A 16,535-nucleotide genomic window follows, 5' to 3' on the forward strand; every position below is an offset into this window, starting at 1 on the left:
AACGTCACCCGCTCCCGCCTGGGCCGACTCGTACGCCAAGGACTCCTCGAACAACCCGGACGCGGCCAGTACAAGAAACGGACTTAACGCCCTCTGAAGCTCCCACTCTGCGGGATCGTGGCCGCTGAGACGGACAGCAAGGACGACTCGCAGCGCGGGTATGAAGATGCCGGCACCTGTCGCGGCCGGGTCGCCATAGCGCGTGTCGCTGGCCAAGCCCAAGTCGGAGAGCCAGCGCACCAACGCATGGCGCACATAAAGGTGGTCCGCACTGTGCTCGTCGATGTGAGTACGCGAGCACGGGCGCCGGCGCCCGTGCGCGTCTGGATGGTGCCTGAAGTGCGCGACCCTATCCCCAGGTATCCGGGCCGACAGCTGTGCGCCGCACCCGCCGAGGAGTTCTCCGCACCAGAAGGTGTGATGTCCGTACCTTCGCCGGAACTGCAAGGCGGAGTCGCGCTCTTGAGGCAGCAGCGCGGGCTCGTCCGATCCCGCGCTGCCGATGATGGCGGTTTGGACCTTGCGGTTGTCCAAGCTGTCGAAAGTGCGACGATTCATCGTTCCCCCCACAGACACGATGTCGACTGCTCGCAGGCAGCGGAACTATAGGTGCGTCTGACGCTGTGGGCTATGTGTTCAGGCAGCCCAGCAGGGCCACCACATCCGCATGCCAGGACTGCACCTGCTCCTTGCTCGGGCCGAGTTCGTAATGGTGGTAGTGGCAAGCAAGGCAGAGCGCGCCCCACACCGCCTTGGCGCGCTGAGCGGTACTCGCATCGACGCACACACGAAGGCCGAGGAATCGGGCCCGGGACCCACCGGCCGTCACCTCCACCGCCGCGGCGGACAGGGTTGCCGCGACCGCGGCTTCGAGTGCCGCGCGGAGCGCGAAGGCGGCCCCGCGGAAGCGGAGCGCGGCCGCCGTGCTCGAAGCATCGTCGTGGATCAACTGCTCCGCGGTCGCCAGCCACTGCTTCACCACGGGGTTCACTGCGCCTCCTCGGGCTTGCGGACGATCTCGGCCATGCGGGCGATCGCCGTGACGAACTGCTGCGGGAGCAACACGGCCGCCACCTGCCCGTGCGCCCCCTCCTGGCAGCGCTTCAGGTCGTCGATGGCATCGGCCCCGCAGCGGCGACGCAGCTCGGCGTAGACGTCGCCGGTACGCGTCGAGTTTCCGAACAGCCCCAAGGCAGCAAGCTCCATGAGCGCCGAACACCGCTCGATGGCCGCTGCGATGCCGGCCTCCGACGTCCCGGACCGATGCAGCCGCCGCCACGCCGCCTCCGCGAACGCCGTCTCCAGCACCACCCGGCACAGCGCAGGCAGCACATTCCGCGTCGTCGCGGTCGGGTTCTGCGACGAGGCCCACGCCCGGGCGTCGGCGATCGCCTGGGCGACCGGGTCCCCCACCTTGCGTACGTTGACGACGGAGCCTTCCGAGCGCACCACCTCCAGGACGGTCACCGGCAGCTCCTGTGCAGTGAACGCCCGCTGCAGCCGCGTGTCGTGGGTGAACACGACGACCTGCCTGGTCTCCCCGAGGGCATGCAGCACCTGGGCAAGGCCGTACACCTTCGCGGGATCCATGGACTGCACCGGGTCGTCGATGACGACGAACCCGAAGGGGCTCTCAACGGCGGTCGCCCGCGGCAAGAAGAGCGCGAGCGCGAGGGAGTGCAACTCGCCCTGGCTCATGACGCTCAGAGCCGAAGCCTCCTGGCCGTCGACCGCTACGTCCATGACGAGCTTGCGCACACTGGCCTTGTCGCTGCCGGCCAGGCGCACCGACCGGAGGTCGACGTTGCTCTGCTGCCGCAACTCCTCCCAGATCCGCTGGGACCGCTCCGCGAACGGCCGCAGCCGCTCCCCCCGCAGCTCGCCGGCCGCTTCCCGGAGCCATTTCCGGGCCGTCTTGAGGTCGCGCAGCCGCGGCTTACCGGCGTGCGCAGTACGGGCGCGGTGCAGCCAACCCGCGAGTCGTCCCGCGGCTCGTCGCCAGCTCTCGTCGAGCTCCGCCAGCTCCTGGGCGGCCTTCTCCCGCAATGCCTGGCACGCGCCCGCCAGGACCAGCGCGGCATCCTCGGCGCGGTCGGCGAGCTGCCGAGGATCGTTGAGTTCGCAGCACGCCGTCCAGTCGCGCCACGGCACGGCCAGCGCCGTGGGGACCCATTCCGGTCGCGGCGCGACCAGGTGACGGACCGTGTCGATCGCGGCGCGCAACTCGTCGCGCGCCTCGCGCGCGGCGGCGGCCTCCGACCGCAGAGTGTCGATGCGTTCGACGGTCCATTCCGCCCAGGTCTCCTCCAGTAGCCGATCTGAGCCGCAGGCGGGGCAGGAAACCTCCTCAGGGTGCCGGCGCCGGTGCTCCAGGGTCAGCGCCAGCAACTCGGCACGCTGGTGGGCCTCTTCGGCATCGGAGACACGAATGTCGTCCATTACCGCCGCCGCCTCGCGCAGCCGCGCGGCAGCGGATCCGACGACATCCAGGTCCGGACCCACGAGTGCCGAGGTGGCACGGAGCTCCCGCAGATGGTCGTCGTCGGCGTCCGGGAGGCCGTCGACCAGCGCCTCAAGCGTTGCGAAGTCGGGCCGCCCCGCAGGCGTGAGTGCCGTGACCGCGGTTGCAGCTCGGTGGTCGTTCAGCGTGGACATCAGCTCTACGAGCTCCGGAACCTCGCCCTCCGTCTCCTTCAGCGCGTTCGTGAGTGCCTTCTCCTCGGCCTGGAGCCGCCCGTCCGCGGCGTTAAGCCCGCCGAGTCCCAGAATGACCGCGACCGCGTCGTACATCTCGCTGGGCTTGCCGCCGATGACCCGTTCCAGGTCGGAGTACGACAGGAACGGCCGGTGGTCGGTCAAGGCCTGGTCCCAGCCGGCCTCTGCGAGAGGACGGCGTCCGTGGCCGGGACGACGGAACTCCGCCTGGGAGTTGGCGACATCGTCACCGTCCCAGGTGCGGGTGATGAGGCTCGACCGGCAGTCGCCGACCAGGCTGAGCTTGAGCTCTACCTTCGGGTCCCCACTGTGGTGCAGGTTGCGCCAGTTGCTCCGCCAGACCGCGCTGCGGTCCTCCCACCTGCTGCTCGTGCCGGTGAAGGCGGTCTCGACGGCCTCGGCGAAGCTGGACTTGCCGCAGCCGTTCCGCCCGACGACGAGCGTCACGCCCGGCGCGGGGCGGAGCCGGAGTCGGGCGGTAGGCCCGATGCCGCGGAAGCCCGTCACGGCGACCGAATCCACGTAGACACGAGGGGAGTTGCCTGCGGCACCCGCGCATTCGCCGACGGATTCAGCCAGCACGTCGGCAAGCAGCGCCTTGGTGGTGGGGGACAGCGTCGAGGACGCCAGGCGGGCGCGGATCAGCTCGGTCGGCGACGGGTCGCTCTCGGCCGATGACCGGCCGTGGCCGATCGCCGCCGACGGCTGTGAGTCCGCCGGCTGGTCGAGCTCCGCTCCAGGGTTGTCGGTCATGGCTGCCTCCCGCGCTCGGGGTTGTCGGCTTTTGTAGGGGCCACCGGTGTCCGGGAGGAGGCACGGGAGTGTGTTGCCCTCCGTTGCCCCGGTTCACCGGCCGGGAGCAACCTTACGAAGGAGTAGGGAAGTTGATGCGCTGTTTTATTGGTAACCTGGGTTATCAGGTCTATGGATTAACGGCGACGAAACCTCCGCGAGTACGGTTCTTTTCTGAGGGCGGCGTACGGGGGCTCACGCCTCACCGTGCAGCCACGGTATGGACGATCGCGAGCTCGCGACCGCTGTCGGCGTACGCGGAGCCGCCCACCCCAGCGGATCACCAGGTGCGCGCAGCAGGCCAGGTCGGCCGTACGACACCTCGACACGAATGACCGCCCGCTCTGTGTTCCAGGGAGCCGCAGTTCGAAGTCGCCGACGGTGTGGAGATCGCCGTCCGATCGGACGAGGTCAGGGTGAGGGACTCCGAAGAAGTACGCCCGTCCCCTTGCCGTGACCCCTGCGGCCTTCTTCGGCGCAGCAGCGACGGCCTCCACAGAAGCAAACGCCCCGGGAGCCCAACAGGGCCGCCGGGGCGCCACTTTCACTTGGGGCCGGCCTTGGCGGACTCCGCCCGGCGGCGCCGGTACGCCTCCAAGCCGCCGGCGGCCCACAGCGCCAAGAGGCCGAGAATGTCGGCTCCCGCTGCCCTGCCCGACACCGCGCGCAGGCCGAGCTTGGCCAGCGAATCTGCAGTCTCGTTCAATGGGTTCCCGGTGTGTGCCTTCTCGTGGACGAAGGTCAGGTTCGGCGTGTACTCGGCGACCATCTGCAGCTGGTGGAGCGACGGCGGGGAAGCGTTCGCGCGTACGCCCTTGGCGTAGCCGTGGGGCATGCGCGTGTCCCCCTCCTGCCAGGCATGTAGATGACGCAGGGCGTCGAGGCTGTCGACGCGTATCTCCACCGGTCTGCTCGGATGGGCCGCGAGCACCGGCTGAGTCCCCAATACACGGCCCGGAGTTTGGTTACGACAACGCGTGCGCCAGTGCGTGCGAGATGCGCGGGGTACAGGTGTGCGCGCAGCCCCGCGTGTCCGGTGGTGGCGACGTAGCCGATGGACACATGCCGTGCCCCCACGGACGCGTCGGTCGCCAGGACGATTGGCCCAGGTATGCCCGCAACCTGGTCGCTGACGTCCATGCCTTGCCGGGGTCGGACATGCGGTCGGCGTGTGCGGGCGAGCGGAGAGCGGTGGCCCATGTCGTATCTCCAAGTCTCGGGAGATTCTGCGCGTCCCGTGTCCGGGCGGGGTGCCGATTCAACCGACCTTGTCCCAGGTGTGACAGCCGTTCGTCTCGAAGTACTCGCCTTTGCGGACAGTGACGCGGGTCGGCCCCTGGACGTTGCCGTTGGCGATGATGGCGCCGAACTCCCCGGAGGCGTCCTTGAGCCGCGCCCAGTAGCAGTTGGGGAAGACTCCGCCGGCCGGGCCGGCCGTCTTGTATGTGCCGGCCTCCATCTCCTCGCCGACGAGGTACTGGCCCTCGCCCTGGACGGATCTCGCCGGACCGGACGCCGCCGGCGGTGCGCTTGCGGCAACGGTGGTCGCGGTCACCGCAGGCGGAGCTGGCGGAGTAGTCGCGATGGTCTGGGCGGGCGCCGGTGTCGTGGCACTTTCGGTCGGTGAGGTCACGGCGGCGGGTGACGTTGCCGCAGCGGCGTCGGCCGGACGTGCGTCGCGCCGTCGGCTTCGGACTTGCCGCTCGCGCCGATCGCCACCCCGATGATCAGAGCGACGACCGCGGTCAGACCGTGGGTGAGCCACGTCTTGCGGCGAGACGGCCGGCGCGTGGGCTGCGGTACGGCCGGGCCGGGTGAGCCGCCCAGGCTCGGGACGTTGCCGAATCCGTCCGGCCTGGGGGCGTCGGGTGCTGAGGGGAAGCCGGTCATGTCGTGGACCTCCGAGCGTCGTGGATCCCGCACCGGGCTGGCCGGTTGCGGCTGATGATGCTCAGGGTCACAAGTGAAGCGCTCTTCAGGGCTTCCCAAACCTGATAACCCGAGTTATCAGCATGACTATGAGATGAGTCGGAGGTGTTCGATATGGTTCGGTGATTGGTCCCGCGCAGGGTGCCCATGGGTGCCGCGGGTGAGATGGCAAAAGGGGGATGAGAGCCGGTGGGCACCGCACTTGACGCGCAATCCCTCATCCTGCCGGACCCGTCCGTGTGGCGGATCACATACGGAGAAATCGCCGCCCTCGCCCGTGTCCGCCGACCGGTGCCGACCACGTGGAGCCGTCGGCATGCCGACTTCCCACGCCCGGTCGCCCGCGAGGACGGGCGCCCGCTCTTCGACGCCCGGGAAGTCGTCGCCTGGTTGACGGCCACGGGGCACGGCAACGCCGAGCCCCGGCAGCTCAAGGCCGAGCTGGCCCTGCACACACTGTCCGCCTGGCGGAGACAGGGGTTGCCAGCTCCGGTCCTCGTCGGGGCGCTGACCGCGCTCGTCTGCCTGCGGCAGCAGCTTGATGCCCCCGTTTCCGGCCAGACCTGGGACGCCCTCATGGAGCGGGCCACGGAGCTCGACTCCGAGGACACCTTCCTGCTCGCCGAGCTGCGCGCGGTGCCCGATCCGGGGCACGCCGGTCTCGCGCTGGCTGCCCTCGCCGACGAGCTGACCGAATCCGCGTTCACCCCCGCTGAGGCGTTCGACTGGATCGTTGACGCTCGCCGGCGCCTCGGCTCGCACGAGCTCGCCGCCGATGAGCCGACGCCGGCCGTGGTCCGCACCCTTGCCGCGCTGTCGGGCGTCGACGTCCTGGACGACGCCGCCGTCATCGCCACTCCATACGCCCGCGCGGGCGACCTGCTCGCCGCGCTTCACTCAGCGGCGTTGGAGGACTCCGGCCACACATATCTCGCGGCGGATCCTGACCCGGACCGCGTGCGGCTGGTCCGCCGCCGGATGCTCGTACGGGGGGTGTACGAGTTTCACCTTGATGTGGCGGAGGGCGAGGAACTGACCGCCGACGACTGGGGCTACCCGAACGTGCTGGCGTGCGTACTGCCCTACGAAGCGGCAGAGACGCGTAGTCCGAGCGCCGTGTTGCGGCGCGTGGAGGGGCTTGCCGACTACCTCGACACCGGGTCCACGGCTGTCGTTCTGGGATCCGCGGACGCCCTGGTACAGGAACTGTCCGCACACTCCGAGGCCGACCGCCTGCGCCGCGGCTTCCTGCGCGACGGCTTGCTCAAGGCCGCGATCAGCCTGCCTGACGGGGTGTTTCCGTACCGCCCCGGATATCGGACCGCGGTCTGGGTGCTCTCGCGTACCCCCGAGGACAAGCGGGCGGGCCTTGTGTTCCTGGCTGACCTCTCGTCACGGCCTCTCACCGAGGCGGTGCTCGACGGCCTGGCCGAGGACGTTGCGATGTGGCGGGCGTCAGACTGGCGGGGGGACCGACGCCACGAACCCCGTAACGCGGTGATAGTTCCCGCCAAGAGCCTGGACGACCGTCCGGGTACGCCGTTTCTGCCGCAACACCGGTCGGCCGAGGCGCGGTACACCCGTCGTGTTGTCGAACGTCCCGTCCGCCTCAGCGAGTTGGAGCAACAGCTGACCGCGCTTCAGGACCGGTCCCGGCACCAGACCGACTTGCGGACCGCTGTAGGCGCCCTGGCGGTACTGCGCCCCGCGAGCGAGACGGTGAAGCGTACGAGCGTGCGGCGATTGATGAAGCAGGGACGGCTGCGCAAGCGGCCCGGTCATCGATTCGCGGCGGAGCACCTAACGGTCGACGGTCACTATCGAGTGATCACGCCGGACGAGATCCTTGGTGCGGTACGCCCAGGCGCCGTGCGCATCGACCGCGGAGTCCTGCTTACGGGGTATGGACACGCGCAATTCACCGAGCCCGGCGATGTCGTCGTCACCACCAGTCCGCGGTTCGGGGTGTACGTCGACGAGGAAGGCCTGTCTGTCGTCGCGGCGCCGGCGCGGATTCTTCGCGTCCACCCGGATGCCGATCCACCGCTGCGGCCAAGGGTGTTGGCCGCGCTTTTGCAGGCGGTCGGCGGCGAGCACGCGCGGACTCCCGGGGCGGTCAGGGCTTCTCGGGCGATCGAGGACTTGGTCATTCCCGACTTCGGCCGCGAGGAGGGCGAGCGGTTCGACGCCTGGCTCGCCGAGGTCGAACGGCGTGCGGTGCTCCTGAGGGAGCAGTCCACAGCGCTGGACGACCTGGCCCGGATCACCGCCGAGGGCATGGCCGACGGAACGCTGGCCATCCAGAAGCTTCTTGAACTCCCTGAACATCCCGCTGAACTACCCGAACCTCCCGGCATCAACGATTGAAGGAGACGGCTTACCTTATGCCTCCGCGCCAAAAGAAGCCCGCCGATCAGGCGGAGCTGTTCAGCGCCTCCACCGCCAAGGAGATCCAGGCCATCTTGTGGAAGGCCGCGGACAAGTTGCGCGGCTCCATCGACGCCGCGCAGTACAAGGAGTTCGTCCTCGGTCTGATCTTCCTGAAGTACGTCTCGGACGCCTTCGAGGAGCGCCGCGCCGAGCTTGCGAAGGAACTCGTCGAGAACGGCATCGCCGATGACCGCCTCGAAGAGTTCCTGGAAGACCGCGACGAGTACACGGGGGCGCACGTCTTTTGGGTCCCCGAGACCGCTCGCTGGTCGTGGGTCGCCGCGAACGCCAAGAGCCAGGGCGTCGGCAAGCTCCTCGACGAGGCGATGGACGCGGTTATGCGGGAAAACCCCTCGCTGACGGGCGTGTTGCCGAAGATCTTCAACCGCGACAACATCGACCAGAAGAAGCTGGGCGAACTCGTCGACTTGATCAGTGACGCCCGCTTCGGCGGCAGCGAAGGCAAGCCGGCACAGGACGTGCTGGGTGAGGTATACGAGTACTTCCTCGGCAACTTCGCGCGCGCGGAAGGCAAGCGAGGCGGTGAGTTCTACACGCCGCAGTCAGTCGTGCGCCTGATCGTCGAGATCCTGGAGCCGTACGAGGGCCGGGTGTACGACCCGGCGTGCGGTTCCGGCGGAATGTTCGTCCAGGCGGCAAAGTTCATCGAGGCCCACCGAGGCCGTGGCCACAAGTCCGACATCTCGGTGTACGGCCAGGAACTCAACGAGCGGACCTGGCGCCTGGGGAAGATGAACCTCGCCATCCACGGCATCGACGGCAACTTGGCGGCGCGATGGGGCGACACCTTCGCCGACGACAAACACCCGGACCTCAAGGCCGACTTCGTGATGGCCAACCCCCCGTTCAACATCAAGGACTGGGCCCGGAGCGAGGGCGACCCTCGGTGGCGATACGGAGTCCCACCCCGCAACAACGCCAACTACGCGTGGCTCCAGCACATGATCTCGAAGCTGGGGGAGCGGGGGACGGCGGGCATTGTCCTGGCCAACGGCTCGATGAGCTCGCAGTCGAGCGGGGAAGGCGAGATCCGACGGGCGCTGGTGGAAGCGGACTTGGTGGCGTGCATGGTGGCGCTACCGCCTCAGCTCTTCCGAACGACCCAGATCCCGGCATGCCTGTGGTTCCTCGCGAAAGACAAGTCCCCGCAAGGCGCGAAGCGCCTGAACGACCGACGCGGCGAAATCCTCTTCATCGATGCCCGGAACATGGGTGAGTTGGTCGATCGCACGGAGCGCGTGCTGACGGAGGCCGACCTCGCGAAGATCGCGGACACGTACCACGCGTGGCGGGGGACGGCTTCGGCGCGTGAGGCGGGGCTGGTTTACGAGGACGAAACCGGGTTTTGCTCCTCGGCGGACCTGGAGACGTTGCGGGAGCACGGGTACGCGCTGACGCCAGGCCGGTACGTGGGAAGCGCTGAGGCGGAGGAAGAGTCCCCGGAGGCCGTGACGGAGCGGATTGTCACGCTCACGGAGGAGCTGTACGTGTTGTTCGAGAAGTCAGCGCAGCTGGAGAAGACGGTTCGGGAGAATCTGGGGAGCACTGATGTCTGAGTGGACTTCCCACAAGCTGGCGGACCTCATCAACATCAAGCACGGTTTCGCGTTCAAGGGGGAATATTTCGGCGAGGATCCGGATGGCCCGATCATCGTAACGCCGGGAAACTTCGCCATTGGCGGTGGGTTCAAGGAAGGGAAGCCGAAGAGCTACTCGGGGGAGATCCCCGATGGGTTCACGCTTTCCGAGGGTGATCTAGTCATCACGATGACTGATCTGAGCAAGGCGGCCGATACGCTTGGATACGCGGGATTGATCCCGGGGGGGAAGACGTACCTTCACAATCAGCGTATCGGGAAAGTGTACATCCTGAAGCCGGAGAAAGTAGAAAAGAATTTCCTTCATTATGCACTTCGAACGAATACATACCGTCACCATGTTGTGGCCGGGGCGGCGGGGACTACGGTTAAACATACAAGTCCCACGCGGATCTATCAATATGTCCTCTCCTTGCCCCCTGTCTCGGAGCAGCGGGCGATTGCGGAAATGCTCGGGGCGCTGGATGACAAGATCGCCGTCAACGAGCGAATCGCGGCCACGTCCCGGGGACTCGCTCTTGCATTGCACTCTCAGGCGCTCCTAGTAGATGAAGTCCTTGAGTTTGAGGTGGACTCAGTCTGCAGTGAGCTGACCCGCGGTGTCGCTCCTGGGTATTCGGAGCTCCCGGACGACCTTGTAGTTCTCAACCAGAAGTGCATCCGCAACGGTCGCGTCAGTCTCGCCCCGGCGCGCCGCACGGTTCGTGAGAAAGTCAAGAGCCGGAAGCTCCTGCGCCGTAACGACGTTCTGGTCAATTCCACAGGCGTCGGGACACTGGGTCGAGTTGCACGCTGGAATTCTGAAAGCGAGGCAACAGTTGACTCGCACATCACGATCGTGCGCTTTGATGATTCGGTCGTCGACCCGGTCTGTGCCGGTTTCGCGATGCTCCGAGCTCAGCCTGAGATCGAAGCGATGGGCGAAGGCAGTACCGGCCAGACCGAACTTCGGCGAACTCAGCTTGGCCGGCTGGAGATCACGCTTCCTAGCGCGGTTCAGCAGCAGCACCTCCGCCCCAAACTCGACGCGCTGGAAGCGCGTTCTGATCAGGCGCTAGCAGAGTCCGAGGCCCTCACAGCCCTCCGAGACACCCTCCTACCACAGCTCATGTCCGGCCGTCTCCGCGTCAAGGACGCCGAGAAGTTTGTCGAGGAGCGCGTATGACGTACGGCCCAGATGGTGCGAACTACCGACCCTACGAGGCCGACTGGGAGCAGCTCGCACTGGACGAACTTGCTGAGCTCGCATGGGAGTCCCACCCCGGCAACGAGTTCGCGCCCGGCTCCGGTCACCGCAAGTCGTGGGACGACCTGATCCTCTATCCCGACCTCCGCGAGGCGATCGAAAGGCTGAACCCGGAGCTCCCCCCGGGCGCCGTCCAGGACGCCGTCGGCGTTGCGGTGACCCCAGCTTCGCTGGACACGTACGAGGAGAATCGCACCGCCCACACGTACCTCACCGCTGGCATCCGATCCGTCACATACACCGACGAGTTCGGGGCCGAGCACAACCCCACCATCCGCCTCGTCGACCTGGACGACCCCGATGCTAATGTCTACCGCGTCCTCAGCCAGGTGACCGTCATCGATGGCGAGAAGAATCGCCGCTTCGATGTCGTCCTGTACGTCAACGGCCTACCCCTCGCTGTACTGGAGCTGAAGCGCGCGGGTGACGAGGACGCCACGCTCCAGACTGCGCACTCGCAAATCACCCGCTACGTTGAGGAGTTCCCGACCGCCTTCCGCTATAACACGATCGTCCTGCTCTCCGACGGCATTACAGCCAAGTACGGCACGCCGTTCACCCCGTACGAGCACTTCGCCCCCTGGAACACCGACGAGTTCGGTGCGCGGGTCAGCCTGATTGACGCTGAAGGGATAGGCGACTCAGGGCAGAACCTGGCGCTGCACGGCCTGTTCACCCAGTGGCGATTCCTGAGCCTCATCCGCTCGTTCGTGAACTTCGTCCCGTCCAAGCGGATGAAGCGCATCGCCAAGCCGCACCAGTACCACGCGGTGACCCGCGCGGCCGAGGCCGTACGCGAGGCGTCCGCCACTGACGGCCGCGCCGGCGTCGTCTGGCACACCCAGGGCTCGGGCAAGTCCGAGGAGATGGTCCTCACCACCACCCTGGTGATGCGGGACCCCGCCCTGCTCAACCCGACCGTCGTCGTCATCACCGACCGTACGGACCTCGACGATCAGCTCTACTCCACCTTCCTGGAGAGCGAGATCCTCCCCGAGGCGCCCAAGCAGGTCCTCACGCGGGCCGAACTGCGTGAAGAGCTGGCTGCCAAGCGCGTCGGCGGCATCCTCTTCACCACACTGCAGAAGTTCGGGCGTACCAAGGAGGAGAAGGAGTCCGGCGCGGACCACCCGCTGCTCTCCGACCGCCGCAACATCGTGGTCGTCGTCGACGAGGCGCACCGCAGCCACTACGACAACCTGAACGGCTACGCCCGCCACCTGCGCGACGCACTCCCGCACGCCACGCTGCTCGCGTTCACCGGGACCCCCATCTCCGAGGCCGAGCGCAACACCCGCGACGTGTTCGGCAACGACATCGACGTTTATGACCTCAAGCGTGCGGCCGAGGACGGTGCGACCGTCAAGGTGTACCACGAGGGCCGCGTCATCCAGCTCGTGCTTGACCGCGATGTCGACCCGACAAAGATCGACGAGGAAGCCGACCGCATCACCGACGGACTCGACGACACCGAACGTCGGCGCGTCGAGCAGGCCGTCGCCACCATGAACGCGATGTACGGCGCACCCGCCCGGATAAGGGATCTCGCCACCGACCTGGTGGAGCACTGGGAGGCCCGTCGTACGGCGATGCGGCCGTTCGTCGGCGTCTCGGAGAACGAGGGCGGTGCCACGGGCAAGGCGATGATCGTGTGCGCGACACGGGAGATCTGCGTACGCGTCTACGACGCCCTCCGCGAGCTGCGCCCCGAGTGGCACAGCGACGAGATCGACACGGGCGCCATGAAGATCGTTTTCTCCTCCAACTCCCGCAAGGACGCGCCGCATCTACTCGCGCACGCTCTGACCGACAGCCGCCGCAAGTCGGTCATCAACCGTGCCAAGGACCCCGACGACGAATTGCAGCTGCTCATCGTCAACAACATGCTGCTGACCGGCTTCGACGCCCCGCCGATCCACACGATGTACCTGGACCGGCCGCTCAAGGGCGCGAACCTGATGCAGGCGCTGGCCCGCGTCAACCGCCGCTTCCGCGACAAGCAGGACGGGCTCCTGGTCGGCTACGCCCCCCTCACCGAGAACCTCCAGCGGGCGATCGCCGAATACACCGATGCCGACCAGCAGGACCGCACACTCGGCCAGGATCTCGACCGGGCGCTTGACGAGCTCCGCAACGAGTACGACATCCTCAACGACATCCTGCGCGGCTTCGACTGGCGTACCCGGCTGACGCAGCCCAGCAAGACCGTCTTCATCGACGCCGCCCTGAAGACCGCCAACTATCTGCGGGATCCGCGTACCGCGGGCAACGACCCCGAGAAGCTGGACGACCCGCGCCAGACGCTCGGCCGACGCTACCGCGAACACGCGCACCGCTTGGAGCGCTTCTACGCGCTGTGCGGCAGTGCGACGAACATCGACGAGCGCTTCCCCGACCACCCGACCTGGCGCCGGGACATCCAGTTCTTCGTCGAGGTCCGCGCCTACATGGCGAAGCTCGACGCGATGGATCGCGAAGCCCGCGGCCTGCCGGTTGCTCGCGATGTCGAGATGTACCTGGCACAACTGACGTCCTCGGTTGTCGAGACCAGCGGTGTGACAGATCTGTTCGCGGAGGCCGGGCTTGAAGTCGCCGACCTCACACACCTGAACGACGCCCTCGTCGCGCAGCTGCAGAGCAGCGAGACCCCGCACTTGGCGGCGGAGGCCCTGCGGCGCCTCATCGAGAAGAAGATGCGTGAGGTGACGCGCCACAACATCGTCCGCCGTACGACATTCTCCGAGCGGCTTCAGGACCTCATGGTGCAGTACATGCGCCAGCAGTACACGAGCGCCGAACTCATCGCGAAGCTCGTGGAGATGGCCAAGGAAGTCATGGAGGACACGCGCCGCGGTGAAAAGTTCGAACCGCCCCTTGACTGGCGCGAACTCGCGTTCTACGACGCAGTGGCCGACCACGGCACGGCGAAGTCGGTGATGGGCGACGAGGTGCTTGCCGGCATCGCGCGCGAGCTTGTCGTCGAGGTCCGCAGCAAGCTCAAGCCGGACTGGATCGCTCGCGAACCTGTCCGTGCCCGTCTGCGCAGCGCCATCAAGCGCCTTCTTGCCCGCCACAACTACCCGCCGGACCAGGCACCTGAGGCGATCGATCTGGTCCTCAAGCAGATGGAGCACTTCGCCAACGAGTGGTCGACCAACGGCGACCCGGGCCGCTGAGTCGATCTGTGGGGCGCGGTGACGTTTCCAGTGGGCCTTCCAAGCGATGGCCCACTGGAAAGCCGCTCGATTCAGCCGACAGGGCGACCGGCGCGCCGCCACTCGTCGAGGACCACCCAGAACTCGTGCGGCCATGACAGGGACAGCGGATCAAAGTCGAAGTCCGTGGTGCCCCCTGTCCGCCAGAGCTTGTCCGCCGTGATCAACTCGTCGCCGATTGCCCGGACCTCGGCCAACAGCCCGTGCACTGTGGGATGGTCGCGGGCTTCGGCGGCCTCGACCAAGGCCGGCCACGTCTCGTCGACGAGGAAGTCACGCAGCTCGCGCAGATGGTTGCCGGTGCGGGCGGCGACGGAGTCTGCGACATCGCTGCCGATCGCTTCGACGTGGGCAGCGACCTCGCCTACGCGATCGTGGTTCCAACCATGCTTCTCAACGAGGCGCTGCCAACTGCGCCAAGCGGATTCCGCCTGCTGCCGCGCGTGCCCCACGACGTCCTCGTGCGTCAGTCGTGGGATGCCGCCCCGTAGATCGACCTCCGGCGTCGAGTGCGCTTCCGCAGCCGCCTCGTCCCCGTACCTGATCCGATGCAGGACCTTGAGGGTGTGAAGGGACAGCCGGATCTCGTCGTCATCAGCGAGAGCGCACATGTCCGAGATGTCTTCGGATACGGCCGCACCATCGTCCTCGGCGATATGGTCGTCCAGGTTGTCGGCGAGCCAGTCGGCTGAGCCGCGTCCGCGGAGATCCTCAAGGATTTCCGCGATCTCGCCGTCGAGTCTGCGCATGACCTCGTTAGCCGAACTCTGGTGCTCCCGGCGCTCTGCCTCTTGTTTGGCCTGAGCGGTAGCATCCCGTTGCCGTTCACGAGCGACGCGCGCCGAAGGCAACCGCGTTTGCAAGGCACGTAGTTCCAGAGATTTGTCTGGATCCGCTGTATCCAGATGCTCGATGGCCTGCATGCGGTGCTTGCTTTGAACCAGCGGATCGGCCGCCACGACAGACAGCATCTTTATGCCTGCGGTGGGGTTGCGTTCGACCACAGCCATCGCGATGGCCAGACGGTCTGCGCTCGCGGCATCCGGGCTCATGACCAGCCGCGTCAGGAGATCGAGCACATACCCGGTCGCATCGGCATGCTCCACGAATGCAAGCCCGACTCTGACACGCAGGGCCATTGGGGCCGTCGAGTCGTCGAGGAACTCCAGCGCGACGAGGCGTCCCCAGCCATCCCGCACTGCGTCCGCCAACCACTGCCACTCGTTCTTCGGAAGCAGGGAGCGCGCTTCCGCATAGCCGGCGTCGGCGTCGCGGTGGACCAACTCATCGACCGCCCGGTGCCGGAACTCCATGGGCAGCCCCTTGGCCCCGGCGACATATCGCAGTCCGACCGTGTACTCCTCCGCCGTGAAGCGGGGCCTGTGCGTATCGAACCCGGCTGCGTCCGCAATGCGCTGCAGGCTCTCGCGCCATGGGCTGACGGTTTGCACGATGAACGATGCGGCCGCCGCCGCTGTACCTCCGCGGACGGCGCAGGCCCGCAGGGCGGCGACGCGGGCGGGCTCGTCGACCCCTGTGTCCGCGATGTGCGCCAGCCACTTGAGGAGCCCGTCATCAGGCCGCTTGTGACGTGCCAACACTGCGCTGTCTGGCAGCAGTTCAGGCGTCTCGATGTCCCCCACGATGCCTCCGCACGGTCGACTTCGGCGACATCCTAGTTGGCCGGACGGCGTTGCCGCCGGTGCGAATCGTTGCCCGCGCGTGACAGATGCACCCGCGCCGGATGGTCGGGCTGGACCAGACCCGATTTACAGACCCGTGGGGCGGTCACGTGGCCTGGAGTCGTTCGGCTTGGTACTGGAGGGGGTCAGCGAGGTCGAGGTGGTCGCCGCGGGCGACGGATTGCAGAAGCATCGTTGTGGCGATGATCTCGGCGATGCGGCCGATTTCGGTGTCGAGGATGGGGAATGCGGCGCGGATCTGGGCGGCAGTGTCGGGTTGGGTGAGGGTGTGGACGTGCAGCATGGCGGCGTCGAACCCGGCGGGGCCGAGGCCCCAGCCTTCCCAGTCGAAGATGAGCGGTCCCTGGAGGGTCAGGTTGGCCCAGTGCAGGTCGCCGTGCACGGCGACCTGATGCTTTAGGCGGGGCGCGGGCAGCCCGAGGAACTGCGGTACGGCGCGGTCGACCCATTCCTGCCGTACGGCGACGCGTTCGGTGGGAGCTTGCGCGAGCAGGTCGAGGCTGCCCGCGAGTGTCTTCCACCAGGTGTCGGGTAGCTCGATGGGCTCGTGGAGGGTGGGGGTGGGCGAGCACACCGGGTCGGTGGTGTACGGCGTCAGTTCGGCTCGGTAGGCCGTCTCGTTGTCCGTCCAGTCGGTGAGGTCGAGCAGTGGGGGCCGGGCGCCCGCGAGGTCGCCTAACGCTGTTTGGGCGTCGCGGGCGCCGTCCCAGTGTTTGCCGTGCGCTATGTCAGCGGGCACGGCGAGCACGCGCAGCCACACCTTGCGACCGTCGGGGAGGCAGCCGGGGCCGCTGAGTGTGCGGCCGAACCAGCCCCACACATGGCCGTCTTCCGGCTCGACATCGAGTGCGGCAGCGGCCCGGGCGTAGGTCGTGCGCATCGTTTG

11 protein-coding genes are annotated in these 16,535 nt (G+C 67.3%); 4 read left to right on the forward strand and 7 right to left on the reverse strand.

Annotated elements, in window-relative coordinates; all coding sequences use genetic code 11:
• Window positions 1-628: 628 nt before the first annotated feature.
• The 5 genes from ACWD12_RS29480 to ACWD12_RS29500 all read right to left on the reverse strand — a co-directional run bounded on the left by ACWD12_RS29480 (window position 629) and on the right by ACWD12_RS29500 (window position 5,397).
• Window positions 629-991, reverse strand: coding sequence for a hypothetical protein (locus ACWD12_RS29480; RefSeq protein ID WP_450102108.1), 363 nt, complete (start codon window positions 989-991; stop codon window positions 629-631).
• On the reverse strand, window positions 988-3,468 hold the full coding sequence (locus ACWD12_RS29485) for an AAA family ATPase (protein WP_450102109.1): 2,481 nt from the start codon (window positions 3,466-3,468) through the stop codon (window positions 988-990). Before ACWD12_RS29485 ends, ACWD12_RS29480 begins: the two co-directional genes overlap by 4 nt.
• 583 nt (window positions 3,469-4,051) lie before the next feature.
• Entirely contained in the window at window positions 4,052-4,411 is a 360-nt protein-coding gene (locus ACWD12_RS29490) for a hypothetical protein (RefSeq protein ID WP_450102110.1), read from the reverse strand.
• A gap of 354 nt (window positions 4,412-4,765) precedes the next feature.
• Window positions 4,766-5,062 (reverse strand): hypothetical protein, encoded by a 297-nt coding sequence (locus ACWD12_RS29495; RefSeq protein ID WP_450102111.1) that lies wholly within the window; start codon window positions 5,060-5,062, stop codon window positions 4,766-4,768.
• A 74-nt stretch (window positions 5,063-5,136) separates the two neighbouring features.
• A complete protein-coding gene (locus ACWD12_RS29500; protein ID WP_450102112.1) occupies window positions 5,137-5,397 on the reverse strand; it encodes a hypothetical protein in 261 nt (86 codons plus the stop codon).
• A gap of 228 nt (window positions 5,398-5,625) precedes the next feature.
• On the opposite strand from ACWD12_RS29500, the gene ACWD12_RS29505 reads away from it, so the two are divergent.
• The 4 genes from ACWD12_RS29505 to ACWD12_RS29520 are packed head-to-tail and all read left to right on the forward strand — an operon-like array spanning window position 5,626 to window position 13,907.
• Entirely contained in the window at window positions 5,626-7,803 is a 2,178-nt protein-coding gene (locus tag ACWD12_RS29505) for a hypothetical protein (RefSeq protein ID WP_450102113.1), read from the forward strand.
• Between the two features lie 17 nt (window positions 7,804-7,820).
• Window positions 7,821-9,443, forward strand: coding sequence for a class I SAM-dependent DNA methyltransferase (locus ACWD12_RS29510; protein WP_450102212.1), 1,623 nt, complete (start codon window positions 7,821-7,823; stop codon window positions 9,441-9,443).
• Complete coding sequence (locus tag ACWD12_RS29515; protein ID WP_450102114.1) at window positions 9,436-10,650, forward strand: restriction endonuclease subunit S; 1,215 nt, start codon at window positions 9,436-9,438, stop codon at window positions 10,648-10,650. The genes ACWD12_RS29510 and ACWD12_RS29515 overlap by 8 nt, the downstream gene beginning before the upstream one ends.
• Window positions 10,647-13,907: a type I restriction endonuclease subunit R gene (locus ACWD12_RS29520; RefSeq protein ID WP_450102115.1), complete on the forward strand. Its 3,261-nt coding sequence runs from the start codon at window positions 10,647-10,649 to the stop codon at window positions 13,905-13,907. Before ACWD12_RS29515 ends, ACWD12_RS29520 begins: the two co-directional genes overlap by 4 nt.
• A gap of 71 nt (window positions 13,908-13,978) precedes the next feature.
• On the opposite strand, the gene ACWD12_RS29525 is transcribed toward ACWD12_RS29520, so the two are convergent.
• Both ACWD12_RS29525 and ACWD12_RS29530 read right to left on the reverse strand, forming a co-directional pair.
• Window positions 13,979-15,589: a hypothetical protein gene (locus ACWD12_RS29525; protein ID WP_450102116.1), complete on the reverse strand. Its 1,611-nt coding sequence runs from the start codon at window positions 15,587-15,589 to the stop codon at window positions 13,979-13,981.
• A gap of 145 nt (window positions 15,590-15,734) precedes the next feature.
• Window positions 15,735-16,529 carry a phosphotransferase gene (locus ACWD12_RS29530; RefSeq protein ID WP_450102117.1) on the reverse strand — a complete coding sequence of 265 codons (795 nt, stop codon included), beginning with the start codon at window positions 16,527-16,529 and terminating at the stop codon, window positions 15,735-15,737.
• Window positions 16,530-16,535: the final 6 nt, after the last annotated feature.

The sequence above is a fragment of the Streptodolium elevatio genome (assembly GCF_053592165.1).